The organism is Nocardia xishanensis NBRC 101358 (assembly GCF_001613365.1).
Classification (GTDB): domain Bacteria; phylum Actinomycetota; class Actinomycetes; order Mycobacteriales; family Mycobacteriaceae; genus Nocardia; species Nocardia xishanensis.
In genome coordinates, this window is the sequence record NZ_BDCF01000023.1 from 32,696 (window position 1) to 47,165 (window position 14,470).

The following is a 14,470-nucleotide window of genomic DNA, read 5'->3' on the forward strand; positions in this document are numbered from 1 at the left end:
ATGCACCGAACCCGGGCGAGAATGAAGCGGGTCGTCCCGCAATTTCTGGAGGGCAGCGGATGAATGCAGTGCCGGGACCACGCGATTCGCTCACCGACGTCGCGGGTCTTCTCGTCGGACACCATCACGACCTCGATCCCGACGCGACCCTCGGTTCGGGCGCCGCCACCGGCTGCACCGTGGTACGCGCGCCGGGCGGTGCCGTCGCCTCTGTCGATGTGCGCGGCGGCGGGCCGGGCACCCGCGAGACCGATCTGCTCGATCCCGCCAACACCGTTCGCCAGGTCCATTCGATCCTGCTCACCGGCGGCAGCGCGTACGGTCTCGCCGCCGCCGACGGTGTCATGCGGTGGCTGGAGGAGCAGGGCGAAGGCATTCCGATGGACCCGGAGGATGCCGACCGGGTCGTGCCGATCGTGCCGGGCGCGGTGATCTTCGACCTGCCGGTCGGCGACTGGTACGTGCGGCCGACCGCCGAGTTCGGCTATCGAGCCGCCGCCGTGGCGGCCGCCGATTTCGAGCGCGGTTCGGTCGGCGCGGGCGTCGGAGCGCGCGCCGGATCGATCAAGGGTGGCGTCGGCAGCGCGAGCCTCGTGCTCGGCGAAGGCCCGGCCGCGGGCGTCACGGTGGCAGCGCTGGTGGTGGCGAACCCGGTCGGTTCGGTGTTCGATCCGCGCACCGGTCTGCCGTGGGGAGCGGGCACCGACGGCCCCGGCCGGTTCGGGCTGCGACCGGCCGATCCGGAGCGCCTGGCCCACGCCAACGCGTTGCCCGTCAAGGGCACCGTCCTCAACACCACGATCGGTGTCGTCGCCACCGACGCGCCGCTCGATCCTTCCGGCTGCCGCCGGATGGCGGCAACGGCCCACGACGGCTTGGCCCGCGCGGTCCGCCCCGCGCATTCGCCTCTCGATGGCGACACGTTGTTCGCCGTGGCCACCGGCACCGCCCGGCCCGCTCGCGTTCCGCTCCCGCCCGCCTTCCCGGACGACCTGCTGCTCCTCGACGCGCTCTGCACCGCGGCCGCCCTCTGCGTCGAACGCGCCATCGTCGACGCGGTCCTCACGGCGACCCCCGTCGCGGGCATCCCTACCTACACCGACCTCTTCCTGGATTGACCCACACACCTTGCGCGCTCCCACACCGGCAAGCCGCGCGACGCCCAGCCGGTGACCAGAAGCTGTGTGCAGGTGAACCGCGGAAACCGGGACCGGGGAGTGGAGCGGGGGGAATAGGCGAATAGGCTGGCTCGTTGTCGGCTGTGGATCAGGTCGGCGAAGGTATGCGGAAGGGTTTGACTCGTGTTGGTGATCAGAGCCGACCTCGTGGAGGCGATGGTGGCGCACGCCCGCGCCGACCACCCGGACGAGGCCTGCGGGGTCATCGCGGGGCCCGAGGGTTCGGATCGGCCGGAGCGGTTCATCGCGATGGTCAACGCCGAACGCTCGCCGACTTTCTACCGCTTCGATTCCGGCGAACAGCTGAAGGTGTGGCGCGAGATGGACGCGGCCGACGAGGAGCCGGTGGTGATCTATCACTCGCACACCGCCACCGAGGCTTACCCCAGCCGCACGGACATCTCCTACGCGTCCGAGCCCAACGCGCACTACGTGCTGGTCTCGACCCGCGACCCCGAAAAGCACGAGCTGCGCAGCTACCGGATCCTCGACGGCGATGTCACCGAGGAGCCGGTGCGGATCGTCGACGACTACGAGACCGCCTGACCCCCGAGCCCTGACGAGAACCGAGGAGTACCCATGTCGGTAACCGTGTCCATCCCGACCATCATGCGCGGCCTCACCGGAGGCGAGAAGCGCGTGCAAGCCGAGGGCCAGACGCTGTCCGCGCTGATCGAGAACCTCGACGCCAACCACCCCGGGCTTGCCGAGCGCCTGCTCAAGGACGGCAAGCTGAACCGCTTCGTCAACATCTACGTCGACGACGAGGACGTGCGCTTCGCGGGCGGTCTTGCCGCCGAGGTGCCCGCGGGCGCGAGCGTCACCATCCTGCCCGCTGTCGCCGGTGGCGCGCGGACGCATGTCGACGGGATTCGCTGATTCCGTGGCGCGCTACGAATCGCTGATCGCGACCCTCGGCGACACCCCGCTGGTCGGCCTGCGCACGCTGTCCCCGAAGTGGGACGGCGACGACCACGTGCGGCTGTGGGCGAAGCTGGAGGACCGCAACCCCACCGGATCGATCAAGGACCGCCCCGCGCTGCGCATGATCGAACAGGCCGAAGCCGACGGTCTGCTGCGGCCTGGCTGCACCATCCTGGAGCCGACCAGCGGCAACACCGGTATCTCGCTGGCCATGGCCGCCAAGCTCAAGGGCTACCGGCTGGTCTGCGTGATGCCGGAGAACACCTCGGTCGAGCGACGTCAGCTGCTCACCATGTTCGGCGCGGAGATCATCGACTCGCCTGCCGCCGGCGGCTCCAATCAAGCGGTGGCCAAGGCGAAGGAGATCGCCGCGGCCAACCCCGACTGGGTGATGCTCTACCAATACGGCAACCCCGCCAACGCGCTGGCGCACTACGAGGGCACCGGTCCCGAACTGCTCGCCGATCTGCCCGAGATCACGCACTTCGTCGCGGGACTCGGCACCACCGGCACGCTGATGGGTACGGGGCGCTTCCTGCGCGAGAAGGTTCCGAGCATCGAAATCGTCGCTGCCGAACCGCGATACGGCGAACTCGTCTACGGCCTGCGCAACATCGACGAGGGCTTCATCCCCGAGCTGTACGACGAGTCGGTGCTGACCTCCCGCTTCTCGGTAGGTCCGTTCGACGCGGTCAAGCGCACCCGTGAGCTGGTGCTCGAGGAGGGCATCTTCGCGGGCATCTCGACCGGAGCCATCCTGCACGCGGCGCTCGGCGTCGCGCGCAAGGCGGTCAAGGCTGGCACGCGGGCCGACATCGCGTTCGTGGTGGCCGACGGCGGCTGGAAGTACCTGTCGACCGGTGCGTACGACGGAACGCTCGAGGAAGCGGAGGAGCGGTTGGAAGGCCAGCTCTGGGCGTGAGCTCCGTGGCGCCGGGTGGGTGACCCGGCGCCGTGCGGGCGGGGGCGTCGCGTCCGGATCGGTACGCTCGAAGGACGAGCTGTGGCATCGATCAGGAGGTTGCCATGACCGGCGGACTCGGGCCCTCGTTCGACCCGGATCGGATCGCGGCCCTGCGGGCGCGGTCGGGGACTCCGCGCTCGGTCACACCTGGCGCCGCGCCGCCGGGATCGAAGCCCGCGCCGCGCTCGGGCGATTTCGCGACGATGAAGCAGTTGTGGCTGCGCGCCGGTGTGCTGATCACCGGATTCGTGCTGCTGCTCTACGCCATCGAGGGCTTCGACGCCATCGACAGCCGCCAGCTCGATCGCGCGGGCATCGAGCCGCGCGAAGCGGACGGGCTGTGGGGCATCCTCTGGGCTCCGCTGTTGCACAGCGGCTGGGACCATCTGATCGGCAATACGCTGCCGGTTCTCGTCCTCGGCTTCCTCGTCCTTGCGGCGGGGATCGGGCGCGGGCTGGCGGCCACCGCGATCATCTGGGTGCTGGCCGGAATCGGCACTTGGCTCACCGGAGGCGACGGCACCGTGCACGTCGGTGCTTCCTCGCTGGTCTTCGGGTGGCTCACTTTCCTCATCCTGCGCGGCTGGTTCGCCAAGCAGATCGGACATATCGTGCTCGGCTTCGTGGTCCTGGTGCTGTACGGCTCGCTGCTGTGGGGCGTACTGCCCGGGCAGTACGGAATCTCTTGGCAGGGCCATCTTTTCGGCGCGATCGGCGGTGTCGTCGCGGCTTGGTTGCTGGCCCCGCGACAACGGCGCGCGCCCGCGTCGAGCGCCGCCTGAGACCACCCGGAAACTCTTGGCGGGAGGATGATTTCGCGGGGGGCGCATGAGCCGCCCGGCCGCTGGGTACGCTCTGATAATGGACGTCGACGCGGTTGGCAGGATCGAGCGGGGATCCTCGGCACACTACGGTGCGAGTGCAGCCCGTCGGAGATATTGGGGGATCGTTTCGTGACCGATAATTCGTCGTGGCAGCATGAGGGCATGCGCCTTACCGTCCTCGGGTGCTCGGGCAGTGTGTCCGGCCCGGACTCCCCAGCGTCGGGATACTTGTTGAGCGGTCCGGATATGAATCCGACCGTCATCGATTTCGGTCCCGGTGTGCTCGGCGCGCTGCAGCGCTACGCCGACCCCGGCGAGGTCGACGTCTTCCTGACCCACCTGCACGCGGACCACTGCCTCGATCTGCCCGGTCTGCTGGTGTGGCGGCGCTACCACCCGACCCCGCCCGTCGGGCGGGCCATCGTGCGTGGGCCTTCGGACGCCGCGCTGCGCATCGGCAACGCCTCCGCCGAGATCGGCGGCGAATGCGACGACTGGTCCGACGTGATCGACATGCAGCAGTGGGCCGAGGGCGAACAGATCGAGTTCGGCCCCGGGCACACGGTCGTTGCGCGGCGGATGTACCACCCGCCGGAGTCCTACGGCCTGCGCATCACCACCAAGTCGGGCCGCACCTTCGTCTACACCGGCGACACCGCGATGTGCGACGCCGTACAGGAACTCGCCCAGGGCGCCGACGTCTTGATGTCGGAGGCGTCCTGGACCCATGATCCGGCGAATCGTCCGCCCGGCATCCACCTTTCGGGCACCGAGGCGGGCCAGATCGCGGCGCGCGCAGGAGTGAAGGAACTACTGCTGACCCATATTCCGCCGTGGACGTCGCGCGAGGACGTCATCGCCGAGGCCAAGGCCGAATTCACCGGTCCGGTGCACGCCGTCGCGCCGGGGGAGAGCTTCGACATCTGACGGGTCGCCGGGGTTGCGGTCGGACGGCATAGTGCGTGTCCACTAGGCTGGCCCCGTGTCGAGACGAGCCGATGGCAGGGCGGACGATGAGCTCCGCGAGGTACGGATCACGCGTGGATTCACCACGCATCCAGCCGGTTCGGTGCTGGTGGAGTTCGGTCAGACCCGGGTGATGTGCACGGCCAGCGTGACCGAAGGCGTGCCGCCGTGGCGGCGCGATTCCGGACTCGGCTGGCTCACCGCCGAATACGCGATGCTGCCCGCTGCCACGCACACCCGCTCCGGCCGGGAGTCGGTGAAGGGCAAGATCGGCGGGCGCACCCAGGAGATCAGCAGGCTGATCGGCCGGTCGCTGCGCGCCTGCATCGATCTCGCGGCCATCGGCGAGAACACCATCGCCATCGACTGCGACGTGCTCCAGGCCGACGGCGGCACCCGCACCGCGGCCATCACCGGCGCGTACGTAGCGCTCGCCGACGCGGTGACCTGGCTCGGCGCCTCCGGACGGCTGGCCGACCCGCAGCCCATCTCGTGCGCGATCGCCGCGGTGAGCGTCGGCGTCGTCGACGGCCGGGTGCGGCTCGACCTACCTTACGAAGAGGATTCGCGCGCGGAGGTCGACATGAACGTGGTCGCCACCGACACCGGAACCCTGGTGGAGATCCAGGGCACCGGCGAGGGCGCCACCTTCCCGCGCTCCACCCTGGACAAGCTCCTCGATTCCGCGCTCGCCGGATGCGAGCAGCTGTTCACGGTGCAGAAGGAGGCGCTGGCGCTGCCGTATCCCGGCGCGCTGCCCGAGCCCGTCGAGACGTCGAAGAAGAAGTGATGAGCCGCGTCCTGGTCGCCAGCCGCAATGCCAAGAAACTGAAGGAACTGCGCCGCATTCTGGACGAGGCGGGCGTCGCAGGGGTGGAGATCGTCGGCCTGGACGACGTGCCCCCGTACGACGAGGCGCCCGAGACCGGAGCGACCTTCGAGGAGAACGCGCTGGCCAAGGCCCGCGACGGCGCCGCGGCGACCGGATTACCCTGTGTCGCGGACGATTCCGGTATCGAGGTGGACGCGTTGAACGGTATGCCCGGCGTGCTGTCCGCTCGCTGGGCCGGGCGGCACGGCGACGATGCCGCCAACAACGCGCTGCTGCTCGGCCAGCTCGGCGATGTCCCCGACGAGCGGCGCGGCGCGCGCTTCGTCTCGACCTGCGCGCTGGTGGTGCCCGGCGGCGCGGAACTCGTGGTGCGCGGCGAGTGGCCCGGCGTCATCGCCCGGAAACCGATGGGAGAGGGCGGTTTCGGTTACGACCCGCTGTTCGTGCCGGAGGGCGGCGAGGTCTCGGCCGCCCAGCTCACGCCCGCCGAGAAGGACGCGGCCTCGCATCGCGGCCGCGCGCTGCGGCAGTTGCTGCCGGCGCTGGCCGAGCTAGCAGGCTGACGTCCGCGCGGCTCAGACGCCGAAGTCGTTCTTGACCTGCTTGGCGTTGACGTGCTCGACGAAGAACGACAGCAGCGGGACGGTGCCGGCGATGAGGGTGCCGACGGTGCGGCCGATCGGCCAGCGCACCTTGACCGCGAGGTCGGCGGTGGCGATCAGGTAGATGAAGTAGACCCAGCCGTGCACGACCGCGATCCAGCTCGGGGTGCTCGCGCCGAAGCCGTACTTGGCGATCATCTCGCCGGTGAGCAGCAGCAGCCACAGGCCGGTGGTCCAGGCGAGCACCCGGTAGCGCAGCAGCGCCGAGGCGATCTTGGCGGTGTTCGCCGCCTTGACGGGCGCGGCCGCGGCCTCGGTGGCGACGGTGGTCTCGTTCTCGCTGGCGCTCAACCGGCGCTCCTCTCGGTGTTGCGGGTGTCGAGGCCTGCCCGGCGAACCCGGTCGTCGAACTCGTCGGCGTTGAGCGCGGCCAGGTACTTGTTGTATTCGGCGAGCACCGGATCGTCGTCGCGCGCGGCCTTCGGTCGCTCGGGCAGGATGCCCGCCGGAATCTCGCGCGGCGCGGTCTTCGGGGCGGCTTCGGTCCGCTGCGGCGCGGCGCCCGGCGTGTGCCGGTCTTCGGTTTCGGTCTCCAGTCGCACGAACCGGAAATAGGCGAACACCGCGAACCCGGCGAACAACGGCCACTGCAGCGCGTACCCGAGATTCTGCCCGGTTCCGCTGGACGACTCGAATCGCTCCCACTGCCACCAGCCGAGCGCAAGGCAGGCCAGGGCGGCCACGATCACCAGCGCGATCAGGGCCGGGCGATTGTGTGCCGAGCGGCGGGGAGAGGCGGACACGCTTACTACGGTACCTGTCTACTACAGGGTGCGTAGGAGCAGGTCGGCCTCGGCTCTCCCCGCCGCGAGCATGGTCAGAACCGGTAGGTGATCCCGGTCATCCGCTCCGATTCCGACCACAGCCGCCGCTGCAATTCGGGGTTCTTCGAGAGCCTGCTGGAGGACGAGGGCCGCACCGGTCCCTGGCTGCCGAACAGCCGGGTCGGTCCCCAGTAGATGTCAGGGTCTGCGTCGGGCATGGTCGCGGCGAACAGCGTCGAGTGCGCGGCTTTCGCCGGAGCGTGCCCGATCAGGCGGATGAACGGCTTGCTCACGTGGTCGAGCGGGGTCTCGGTCCTGGCGAACAGATCGGTGGCCGAGACACCGGGATGCACGGCGTAGGAGCGCTTCTTCGAGCCGGACTCGGCCAGGCGGCGCTGCAACTCCCGCGCGAACATCAGGTTCGCCAGCTTGGCCTGCGCGTAGGCGAGATTGCGCTGGTAGCGGCGGTTCTCGTAGTTGAGGTCGTCGATCCACAGCTTCGGGGTCTGCTTGTGCGCGATGCTCGCGAGCGTGACGACCCGGTCGCGGACGCGGTCGAGCAGCAGGCCGGTCAGCGCGAAGTGGCCGAGATGGTTGACGCCGAACTGGGTCTCGAAGCCGTCCGCGGTCCGGGAGAACGGGATGTTCATCAGGCCCGCGTTGTTGACGAGCACGTCGATCTCGCCGGACTGGTCGGCGAACGCGCGCACCGAGGTCAGGTCGGCGAGGTCGAGCGCGGCGACTCGCACGTCACCGGGGATCTCGGCCGCCACCTCCTTCGCTTTCGCGGCGTTGCGGCAGGCCATGACCACGGTCGCGCCCTTTGCGGCCAGCACCTTGGTCGTCTCCGCGCCGAGGCCGCCATTGGCGCCGGTGATGACATAAGTGCGCCCGGTCTGGTCCGGGATTTCGGTAGGTTTCCACGCCATGCGGCAACCTTACTCTGGAGTAAGTTTCGAGGGAAGGAACCGCGCCGACCCAGACGGGTTCGCTACCGGCGCGTATCCCGGATTCGGTGACCTTACCTCGCCATTGCGTTGGATACGGTGAAGGCGTGACGACGACGGTGGGGCGGCAATACGGCGGGCGCGCCGTGGCCGAGCGCAAGGCGGAAAGGCGGCTGCGGTTCCTGGAGGCCGCAACGCGCCTCTTCGCCGAACGCGGGTACACGGAATGCTCGCTGGCCGACGTGTGCGCGGGCGCCGGACTTTCCAAGCGTCAGTTCTACGAGGAGTTCCAGACCAGGGAGGATGTGCTCGCCGCGGCATACGACCGTATCCAGGGCGACGCGGTCACCGCGGTCGCTGACGCACTCGCCGTGCTCGATCCGCGCCTCGATCCGAGCGCCGCGATGACGGCCGTGCTCAGCGCCTACCTCGGCTCGCTCGACGCCGATCCGTACCGCGCCAAGGTGGCGTTCATCGAGGTGGTCGGGGTGAGCGAGCGCATGGAGCGGCACCGGCGCGAGCGCAGGCATGCCTGGGCGAGCGTGCTCGAAACGGCGGTGGTGCCGAGGGTGGTGCTCGGCGGCCGGATTCGCGGCAACCCCAGTCTCGCGGCGAGCGCGCTCATCGGCGCGATCAACGGACTCACCCACGAGTGGCTGCTCTGCGACCCGCGGCCTCCGGTGTCCGAGCTGGTCGAGCTGCTGGTTCCGGTGGCCATCGCCCTTATCGAAACTCCCTGAGCAGCAACGGAACTCGGTGACCGTTGGGTCATCGAGTCAGGCCAGCATGCCGGCCAGCCGCCGTGCGCGATGGGGTTGGCGCAGCTTGCCCATGGCCTTCGCCTCGAGCTGACGGACCCGCTCGCGGGAGACGCCGAGCGCGGTGCCGACCTCCGCGAGCGTGCGCGGTTCGTCCCGGTCCAGGCCGAAGCGCAACAGGATCACCGTGCGTTCCCGGTCGGTGAGCGTGGCGAGCACCGCGTCGAGCCTGCCGCGGATCATGGTCGCCGCGACTACGTCGGCAGGGTCGGGGGCATCGTCCGGAATCAGGCCGCCGAATTCGGTCTCGCCGTCGCCGACGGGAGCGTGCAGCGAGATCGGCTCGCGTCCGTGGCCCAGCACCTCCTCGACCTGGGATACCGGGAGTTCCAGCTCGGCGGCCATCTCGGCCGCGGTGGCTTCACGGCCCAGTCGCTGAGCGAGCTCGCGCCCGGTTCGGGTCACCCGGTTGAGCACCTCGACCACGTGCACCGGGATGCGGATGGTCCGGCCCTGGTCGGCGATGGCGCGGCCGACGGCTTGGCGGATCCACCAGGTGGCGTAGGTGGACAGCTTCAGGCCGAGCCGGTGATCGAACTTCTCGATCGCGCGAATCAGGCCGAAAGTGCCCTCCTGGACCAAGTCGAGCAGCGACATCCCCGTCGGCGTCGGATAGCGCTTGGCGATGGAGACCACCAATCGCAGATTGGCGCGGATCATGTGGTCCTTGGCGCACCGGCCCTCGGCGGCGGCGCTGTGCAGCTCGCGCCGCTCGGCCGCCGCGAGTTCGATTCCGGCCGAAGCGCTTTCGTCGATGCGCCGCTGCGCGAGCGCGCCCGCCTCGATGCGGACGGCGAGCGCGACCTCCTCGGCGGGCGTGAGCAGCGGGGTGCGGCCGATGTGGCGCAGGTAGTCCCGCATCGGATCGTCGGAGAGGGGAGCGGTGTCGAGCTGGGGCACGGGTGGTCCTTCCGGTCGATCGGCGAGGCGGAGATAAACTTAGATACAGCCTAAAAATATGTCAACTACAAATTTATGCCGAGATCGGATACGCTCGCGGCCATGGCCGAACAGGGACTTCGTGCGCGCAAGAAGCAGCAGACGCGCGAGAACATCTCGCACCAAGCGACGCTGCTGTTCCTGGAGCGCGGATTCGACAAGGTGACGATCGCCGAGGTGGCGGCCGCCGCCGACGTCGCCAAGATGACGGTGACCAACTACTTCCCACGCAAAGAGGACCTCGCCCTCGACCTCGGGGAGGTCTTCGTCGATCAACTCGCCCGCATCGTGCGCGAGCGCGAACCGGGAGAGTCCGCGCTGGCCGCGCTGCGCCGCGCCTACCTCGCTGCCGCCGCGGACCGCGACCCGGTGGTGGGCTTCTCCGGTCCCGAGTTCGCCAGGATGATCGCCGAGAGTCCGGCGCTGACGGCGCGCCTACGCGAGTTCCACGATGACAGGGAGGCGGCGCTGGCCAGCACGCTGGCCGCGGAAACCGGCGCCGCGCCCGACGACATCACGCCCCGGGTGGCCGCGGCCCAGCTCGGCGGCGTGCACCGCGTGCTGTTCGAGGAGACGGTGCGCCGAACTCTCGCGGGCGAATCGAACGACGAGATCGCCGGAGCGCTCACCGAATACATCCGGGTGGCCTTCGACGCCCTGGAGCCGGGGTTGCGAAAGTACGCGGTCCGCGCGGGCTGACGCGCGGGCGGGCGTTCGCTGCCGTGTCGCTGGCCCTGCGCCGGGTGGCCATCGGACGATACTGGCACGATGACCGGTGCCGTCGCTGTTGCCGAGAAATCCAGCCGGGAGCCGCTCGGTCGCGGGCGGACCAACGTCGTCTTCGCCACCATCGTGCTCGGCATGCTGATGGCGGCACTGGATCAGACCATCGTCTCCACCGCACTGCCGACCATCGTCGCCGATCTCGGCGGAGCCGGGCACATGGCCTGGGTGGTCACCTCGTATCTGCTCGCCGAGGCGGTGGCCACCGGGGTGGCGCTGGCCGGGTTCGTGGTGGCCTGGTTCCTGAAGGAGGTGCCGTTGCGTGACAGCGCTCGGGCGGGCGCTTCCGATGTGGGCGAAGGGTTTTCGGTGCCCGACAACGCCGACCGGGAGGGTCTGCTCGAACGTGCCGTCGCGGTGACCATGAGCAAGGCGCGCGCCGAAGGTCCGGTGTTCCCCGCCGTTCTCGCCGACGCGCACAGCCCGCTCAGCCGCGGTCAAGCTTGGGCGCTGGGACAGGTATACCTGCACAACAGGATTCGTGGTGTTGCGACGATGCACACCATCGCGCAGGCGCACCGGGTGCCCGACGAGGTGATCGAGCCGGTCGTGTCGAAGGTCATCGGCGGTGGCTATGTCTACGCCGATGACGGCGTACTGCACCTCACCGATTCCGGTGTCGCCGAGGTGGATCGGGTGAAGGCGGCATGGCGTCGCTGGCTCGGCGCCCGCCTCGACACCTGGAACGACCGCGGCCCCGCCGACCGTGCGCTGCTCGACCGGGCCCTCATGAGTGTCGCCGCCAAGTTGCTGGAAGAACATCTGGACGAGGTCGAACCCGCAGGAGTCGGTTGAACCGGTACCAGGTGGGAGCCTGTCCGGATTCTGGCCATCGATACCGAGCTCCATCGAGTGAGCCTGGCCGCCGCTGACATCCGGTTGAGCGGGGCGTGCGGAGGCGGACTCCACCTGCCTCCGCACGCCCTCAGCCAGGCGACTTCAGATACTTGCGCCCGAATACTCGCGTACGTATATTCGTAGACGAGTAAGGAGGTGTCATGGCCACGAAACGCAAGGTGAACAACCTGCTGGCGCTCGCCATTCTCACGGTGATCATCGAACGGCCGATGCACCGCTACGAGATCGCCTCGAAGCTGCGCGAGCGCGGCAAAGACCAGGACATGGACATCAAGTGGGGTTCGCTCTACACGGTGGTCGAGAACATGGTCAAAGCCGGTTTCCTCGAACCCGTCGGCAGCGAACGCGACGGCGCACGCCCGGAACGGGTCATATACCGCGTCACCGACGCCGGTCGCGCCGAAATGTCCGACTGGACAAGGGAATTGATTGCCACTCCGGTTCGGGAGCGCGACGCGTTCACGGCGGGGCTCTCGGTGGCCAGCGTGCTGTCGCCGGACGAGGTGATCGAACTGCTCGGCGTCAGAATCGGCGCGCTGGAGGCGATCGCCGCGGGCGTCCGCGGTGAGCTGGCGAAGCTCGCGGGCACCCTGCCCCGCCTGTTCCTGATCGAGACCGAATACGGGCTGGCGATGCTGGAGGCCGAGGCCGCGTGGGCCCGCTCCTGGCGCGCCGAGCTGGTCGACGGCACCTTCCCCGACCTGCCCATGTGGCGGCAGTTCCATGACGGCGCCATGGCGGCGTCCGACGTCGTCGAGATGGTCGAGAGGGGAATGCGGGAACCGAAGTAGCCACCATCGCCCGGCGGTAGCCGGGAGGGACGCAATAGAGACCGGGCCCGGCGGCGGTGCGGCAACACCGCCGCCGAGCCCGATGAAACCGTCTCGAACCGTGCCCGCACGAGCGCACCCGGCCACGAGGCTGGCAACCACAGGATAGCTGGGTGCGCGGTACGCGGATCGGTTCGGGGAAACCGACAACTCACCTCGGGAGATACCCCATGTCCAGAATCCGTTCCGCGCTCGTCATCGGCGGCGGCATCGCCGGGCCCGTCGCGGCCACCGCCCTGCTGAAGGCGGGCATCGACGCCCGCGTCTACGAGGCCTACCCCGGCACCTCCTACGGCATCGGCAGCGGGCTCGCGCTCGCCCCCAACGGCGTCGCCGCCCTCGACATCATCGGCGCGGGCGATCCGGTGCGCGCCATCGCGCAGCCGGTGTCGAAGATGATCCTCTCGGTGGGCGGCAACCAGCACCACCTGCCCGCCGTGCCCGGCGAACCGCCGCTGCAATTGGTCGACCGCGCCGAACTGCACCAGACGCTGCACGATCACGCGGTGGCCGCCGGCGTCCATGTCGAGTTCGACAAGCGCCTGGTCGGCGTCGATGAGCACCCCGACGGCGTCACCGCGCGATTCGCGGACGGCAGCACCGCCACCGCGGACGTGCTGATCGGCGCGGACGGCATCCGCTCGACCGTGCGCGGCCTGATCGATCCGAACGCGCCAGGCCCGAAGTACACCGGCATGCTCGGCTTCGGCGCGTCGACCTTCTGCGATGCCGAAGTGCCCGCGGACACCATGGTTTTCGCGTTCGGCAAGCAGGCGTACTACCTGTACTGGTCGGCCGGTGACGGGCAGGTCTTCTGGGGCGCGAACCTGCCGTCCAAGCAGTACCTGACGCTCACCGAGGCCCGCGCGATCCCGGCCGAGCAGTGGCTGACGATCCTGCGCGACACCTACGCCGAGGACACCCCCGGCGGCATGCTGGCCCGCAGCACCACTCCCGAACAGCTGGAGGTCACCGGCGGGCTGCACATCATGCCGCCGGTGCCGCACTGGTACCGCGGACGCATGGTGCTGGTCGGCGACGCGGTACACGCGCCGTCCAACAGTTCGGGACAGGGGGCGTCGCTGGCCGTCGAGAGCGCGGTGCAGTTGGCCAGGTGCCTGCGGGATCTGCCCGACCCCGCAGCGGCGTTCGCGGCCTATGAGCTGCTGCGCCGGGAGCGGGTGGAGGGCGTCGCGGCGCGCGCCGCGAAGATCAACAGCAGCAAGACGCCCGGTCCGGTGGCGCGCAAGATGATGAATCTGCTGATGCCGCTGATGGTGAAGACGGTGATGAACCCCGAGAAGACCGTAGGCGCCGAGCGGCGCTACCGCATCGACTGGGATGCCGAGGTCCAATCCGCCTGATATATTCCGCCCGTACCTCGAACCGCCGGTCGCGAGTCCCATTGCGGCCGGCGGTTCGCGCGTTCCCCCTTGGGTGGGGAATCGTTCACCCTCGGAGGTCGGGAGGCAGCCTTGGGGTTCCTGTCGGCAATGGCCTCGGACGACGAGATTGGAAGGCACAAAGAAAACGCCGCAATCCGAGGAGCATCGCAATGTCGACCGAAACCATCGCACCTTCCGTTCCGGCCCGGACGGGCGCGCTCGCGTCGGTCGACCACTTCGACCCGAACGCGATCGCGGTGTCCACCGCCGACTACGTCCTCACCTACGGCGAACTGGACTCCTGGTCGAATCGGCTCGCCCGGGTGCTGCTCGCCAAGGGCGCCGGACCGGGCGCGACGGTCGCCATGGCGGTGGAGCCTGCCATCGAAGCGGCGGTCACCCGCTGGGCCATCGCCAAGTCCGGCGCGACCCCCGTGCTCGTCACGTCGCGCGGACCGGGTTCGAGCGAGGTCGAGACGGCCACGATCGGCGTCACCACCACCGCGCTGCGCGGCGAACTGACCGAGGCCATCGGCTGGCTGGTACTCGACGACCGATCGATGCTCGTTCGTTACCTCACCGGATCGGACGGCCCGATCACCGACGGCGAGCGCGCCCCACTGCGGCAGGCGTCCTGACGACGCACCGTATCCCGCGTCGGGAAATCCTTCCCTGACATGCGGATTTCGAGTTGTCGACCAGCGTGCGGAGCTAAACTCTCCAGGGGAAGTACTCCTATGCGCACGCTGGTCGACTCATCCGCGGGAAGGCTCGTTCCCACACGAGTCGAGGCCCG

17 protein-coding genes and 1 pseudogene are annotated in these 14,470 nt (G+C 69.3%); 14 read left to right on the top strand and 4 right to left on the bottom strand.

All coding sequences use genetic code 11. The features are described 5' to 3' along the window. Positions 1–59 precede the first annotated feature (59 nt). From NX1_RS19500 to rdgB, 8 genes are all read left to right on the top strand, one after another. Positions 60–1,118, top strand: a complete 1,059-nt coding sequence (locus NX1_RS19500) for a P1 family peptidase (RefSeq protein ID WP_068061290.1) — start codon at positions 60–62, stop codon at positions 1,116–1,118. Between the two features lie 183 nt (positions 1,119–1,301). Beyond that, on the top strand, positions 1,302–1,724 hold the full coding sequence (locus tag NX1_RS19505; RefSeq protein WP_068061293.1) for a M67 family metallopeptidase: 423 nt from the start codon (positions 1,302–1,304) through the stop codon (positions 1,722–1,724). 33 nt (positions 1,725–1,757) lie between these two features. Next, positions 1,758–2,057 carry a MoaD/ThiS family protein gene (locus NX1_RS19510; RefSeq protein WP_068061296.1) on the top strand — a complete coding sequence of 100 codons (300 nt, stop codon included), beginning with the start codon at positions 1,758–1,760 and terminating at the stop codon, positions 2,055–2,057. A gap of 4 nt (positions 2,058–2,061) precedes the next feature. Next, positions 2,062–3,024, top strand: coding sequence for a PLP-dependent cysteine synthase family protein (locus NX1_RS19515; RefSeq protein ID WP_068061299.1), 963 nt, complete (start codon positions 2,062–2,064; stop codon positions 3,022–3,024). 104 nt (positions 3,025–3,128) lie between these two features. Then, a complete protein-coding gene (locus NX1_RS19520; RefSeq protein WP_084501570.1) occupies positions 3,129–3,848 on the top strand; it encodes a rhomboid family intramembrane serine protease in 720 nt (239 codons plus the stop codon). A gap of 204 nt (positions 3,849–4,052) precedes the next feature. Next, positions 4,053–4,817 carry a cyclic nucleotide-degrading phosphodiesterase gene (locus NX1_RS19525; RefSeq protein ID WP_084501571.1) on the top strand — a complete coding sequence of 255 codons (765 nt, stop codon included), beginning with the start codon at positions 4,053–4,055 and terminating at the stop codon, positions 4,815–4,817. Between the two features lie 55 nt (positions 4,818–4,872). Beyond that, positions 4,873–5,646: a ribonuclease PH gene (gene rph, locus NX1_RS19530; protein WP_068061301.1), complete on the top strand. Its 774-nt coding sequence runs from the start codon at positions 4,873–4,875 to the stop codon at positions 5,644–5,646. Further along, positions 5,646–6,251, top strand: a complete 606-nt coding sequence (gene rdgB, locus NX1_RS19535) for an RdgB/HAM1 family non-canonical purine NTP pyrophosphatase (protein WP_068061303.1) — start codon at positions 5,646–5,648, stop codon at positions 6,249–6,251. The genes rph and rdgB overlap by 1 nt, the downstream gene beginning before the upstream one ends. 12 nt (positions 6,252–6,263) lie before the next feature. Here the strand turns inward: rdgB and NX1_RS19540 are convergent, their stop codons facing one another. From NX1_RS19540 to NX1_RS19550, 3 genes are all read right to left on the bottom strand, one after another. Continuing rightward, complete coding sequence (locus NX1_RS19540; protein ID WP_068061306.1) at positions 6,264–6,641, bottom strand: DUF3817 domain-containing protein; 378 nt, start codon at positions 6,639–6,641, stop codon at positions 6,264–6,266. Then, complete coding sequence (locus NX1_RS19545) at positions 6,638–7,093, bottom strand: transcriptional regulator (RefSeq protein ID WP_068061307.1); 456 nt, start codon at positions 7,091–7,093, stop codon at positions 6,638–6,640. Before NX1_RS19545 ends, NX1_RS19540 begins: the two co-directional genes overlap by 4 nt. A 74-nt stretch (positions 7,094–7,167) precedes the next feature. Beyond that, positions 7,168–8,043, bottom strand: a complete 876-nt coding sequence (locus tag NX1_RS19550) for an oxidoreductase (RefSeq protein ID WP_068061309.1) — start codon at positions 8,041–8,043, stop codon at positions 7,168–7,170. 125 nt (positions 8,044–8,168) lie between these two features. Here NX1_RS19550 and NX1_RS19555 point away from each other — a divergent pair, with 125 nt between their 5' ends. Next, positions 8,169–8,801: a TetR/AcrR family transcriptional regulator gene (locus NX1_RS19555; protein WP_068061311.1), complete on the top strand. Its 633-nt coding sequence runs from the start codon at positions 8,169–8,171 to the stop codon at positions 8,799–8,801. A 36-nt stretch (positions 8,802–8,837) separates the two neighbouring features. On the opposite strand, the gene NX1_RS19560 is transcribed toward NX1_RS19555, so the two are convergent. After that, positions 8,838–9,779, bottom strand: a complete 942-nt coding sequence (locus NX1_RS19560; protein ID WP_245668580.1) for a sigma-70 family RNA polymerase sigma factor — start codon at positions 9,777–9,779, stop codon at positions 8,838–8,840. Between the two features lie 102 nt (positions 9,780–9,881). Here NX1_RS19560 and NX1_RS19565 point away from each other — a divergent pair, with 102 nt between their 5' ends. The 5 genes and pseudogenes from NX1_RS19565 (at position 9,882) to NX1_RS19585 (ending at position 14,312) form a co-directional block, all read left to right on the top strand. Further along, positions 9,882–10,517: a TetR family transcriptional regulator gene (locus NX1_RS19565; protein ID WP_068061313.1), complete on the top strand. Its 636-nt coding sequence runs from the start codon at positions 9,882–9,884 to the stop codon at positions 10,515–10,517. 69 nt (positions 10,518–10,586) lie between these two features. Continuing rightward, positions 10,587–10,814 (top strand): annotated as a pseudogene (locus NX1_RS38715) (MFS transporter); the annotation flags it as partial. Between the two features lie 785 nt (positions 10,815–11,599). Then, positions 11,600–12,250, top strand: coding sequence for a PadR family transcriptional regulator (locus NX1_RS19575; protein ID WP_068061318.1), 651 nt, complete (start codon positions 11,600–11,602; stop codon positions 12,248–12,250). Between the two features lie 209 nt (positions 12,251–12,459). Beyond that, positions 12,460–13,653, top strand: coding sequence for an FAD-dependent oxidoreductase (locus NX1_RS19580; protein ID WP_068061321.1), 1,194 nt, complete (start codon positions 12,460–12,462; stop codon positions 13,651–13,653). Between the two features lie 191 nt (positions 13,654–13,844). Then, positions 13,845–14,312, top strand: a complete 468-nt coding sequence (locus tag NX1_RS19585) for an AMP-binding protein (protein ID WP_068061324.1) — start codon at positions 13,845–13,847, stop codon at positions 14,310–14,312. The last annotated feature ends 158 nt before the right edge of the window (positions 14,313–14,470 follow it).

Coding starts and splice junctions, on each gene's coding strand:
- NX1_RS19585 (WP_068061324.1), top strand. CDS start 13,845: ATGTCGACCGAAACCATCGCACCTTCCGTTCCGGCCCGGACGGGCGCG.
- NX1_RS19580 (WP_068061321.1), top strand. CDS start 12,460: ATGTCCAGAATCCGTTCCGCGCTCGTCATCGGCGGCGGCATCGCCGGG.
- NX1_RS19510 (WP_068061296.1), top strand. CDS start 1,758: ATGTCGGTAACCGTGTCCATCCCGACCATCATGCGCGGCCTCACCGGA.
- NX1_RS19500 (WP_068061290.1), top strand. CDS start 60: ATGAATGCAGTGCCGGGACCACGCGATTCGCTCACCGACGTCGCGGGT.
- NX1_RS19565 (WP_068061313.1), top strand. CDS start 9,882: ATGGCCGAACAGGGACTTCGTGCGCGCAAGAAGCAGCAGACGCGCGAG.
- NX1_RS19550 (WP_068061309.1), bottom strand. CDS start 8,043: ATGGCGTGGAAACCTACCGAAATCCCGGACCAGACCGGGCGCACTTAT.
- NX1_RS19525 (WP_084501571.1), top strand. CDS start 4,053: ATGCGCCTTACCGTCCTCGGGTGCTCGGGCAGTGTGTCCGGCCCGGAC.
- rdgB (WP_068061303.1), top strand. CDS start 5,646: ATGAGCCGCGTCCTGGTCGCCAGCCGCAATGCCAAGAAACTGAAGGAA.
- NX1_RS19520 (WP_084501570.1), top strand. CDS start 3,129: ATGACCGGCGGACTCGGGCCCTCGTTCGACCCGGATCGGATCGCGGCC.
- NX1_RS19575 (WP_068061318.1), top strand. CDS start 11,600: ATGGCCACGAAACGCAAGGTGAACAACCTGCTGGCGCTCGCCATTCTC.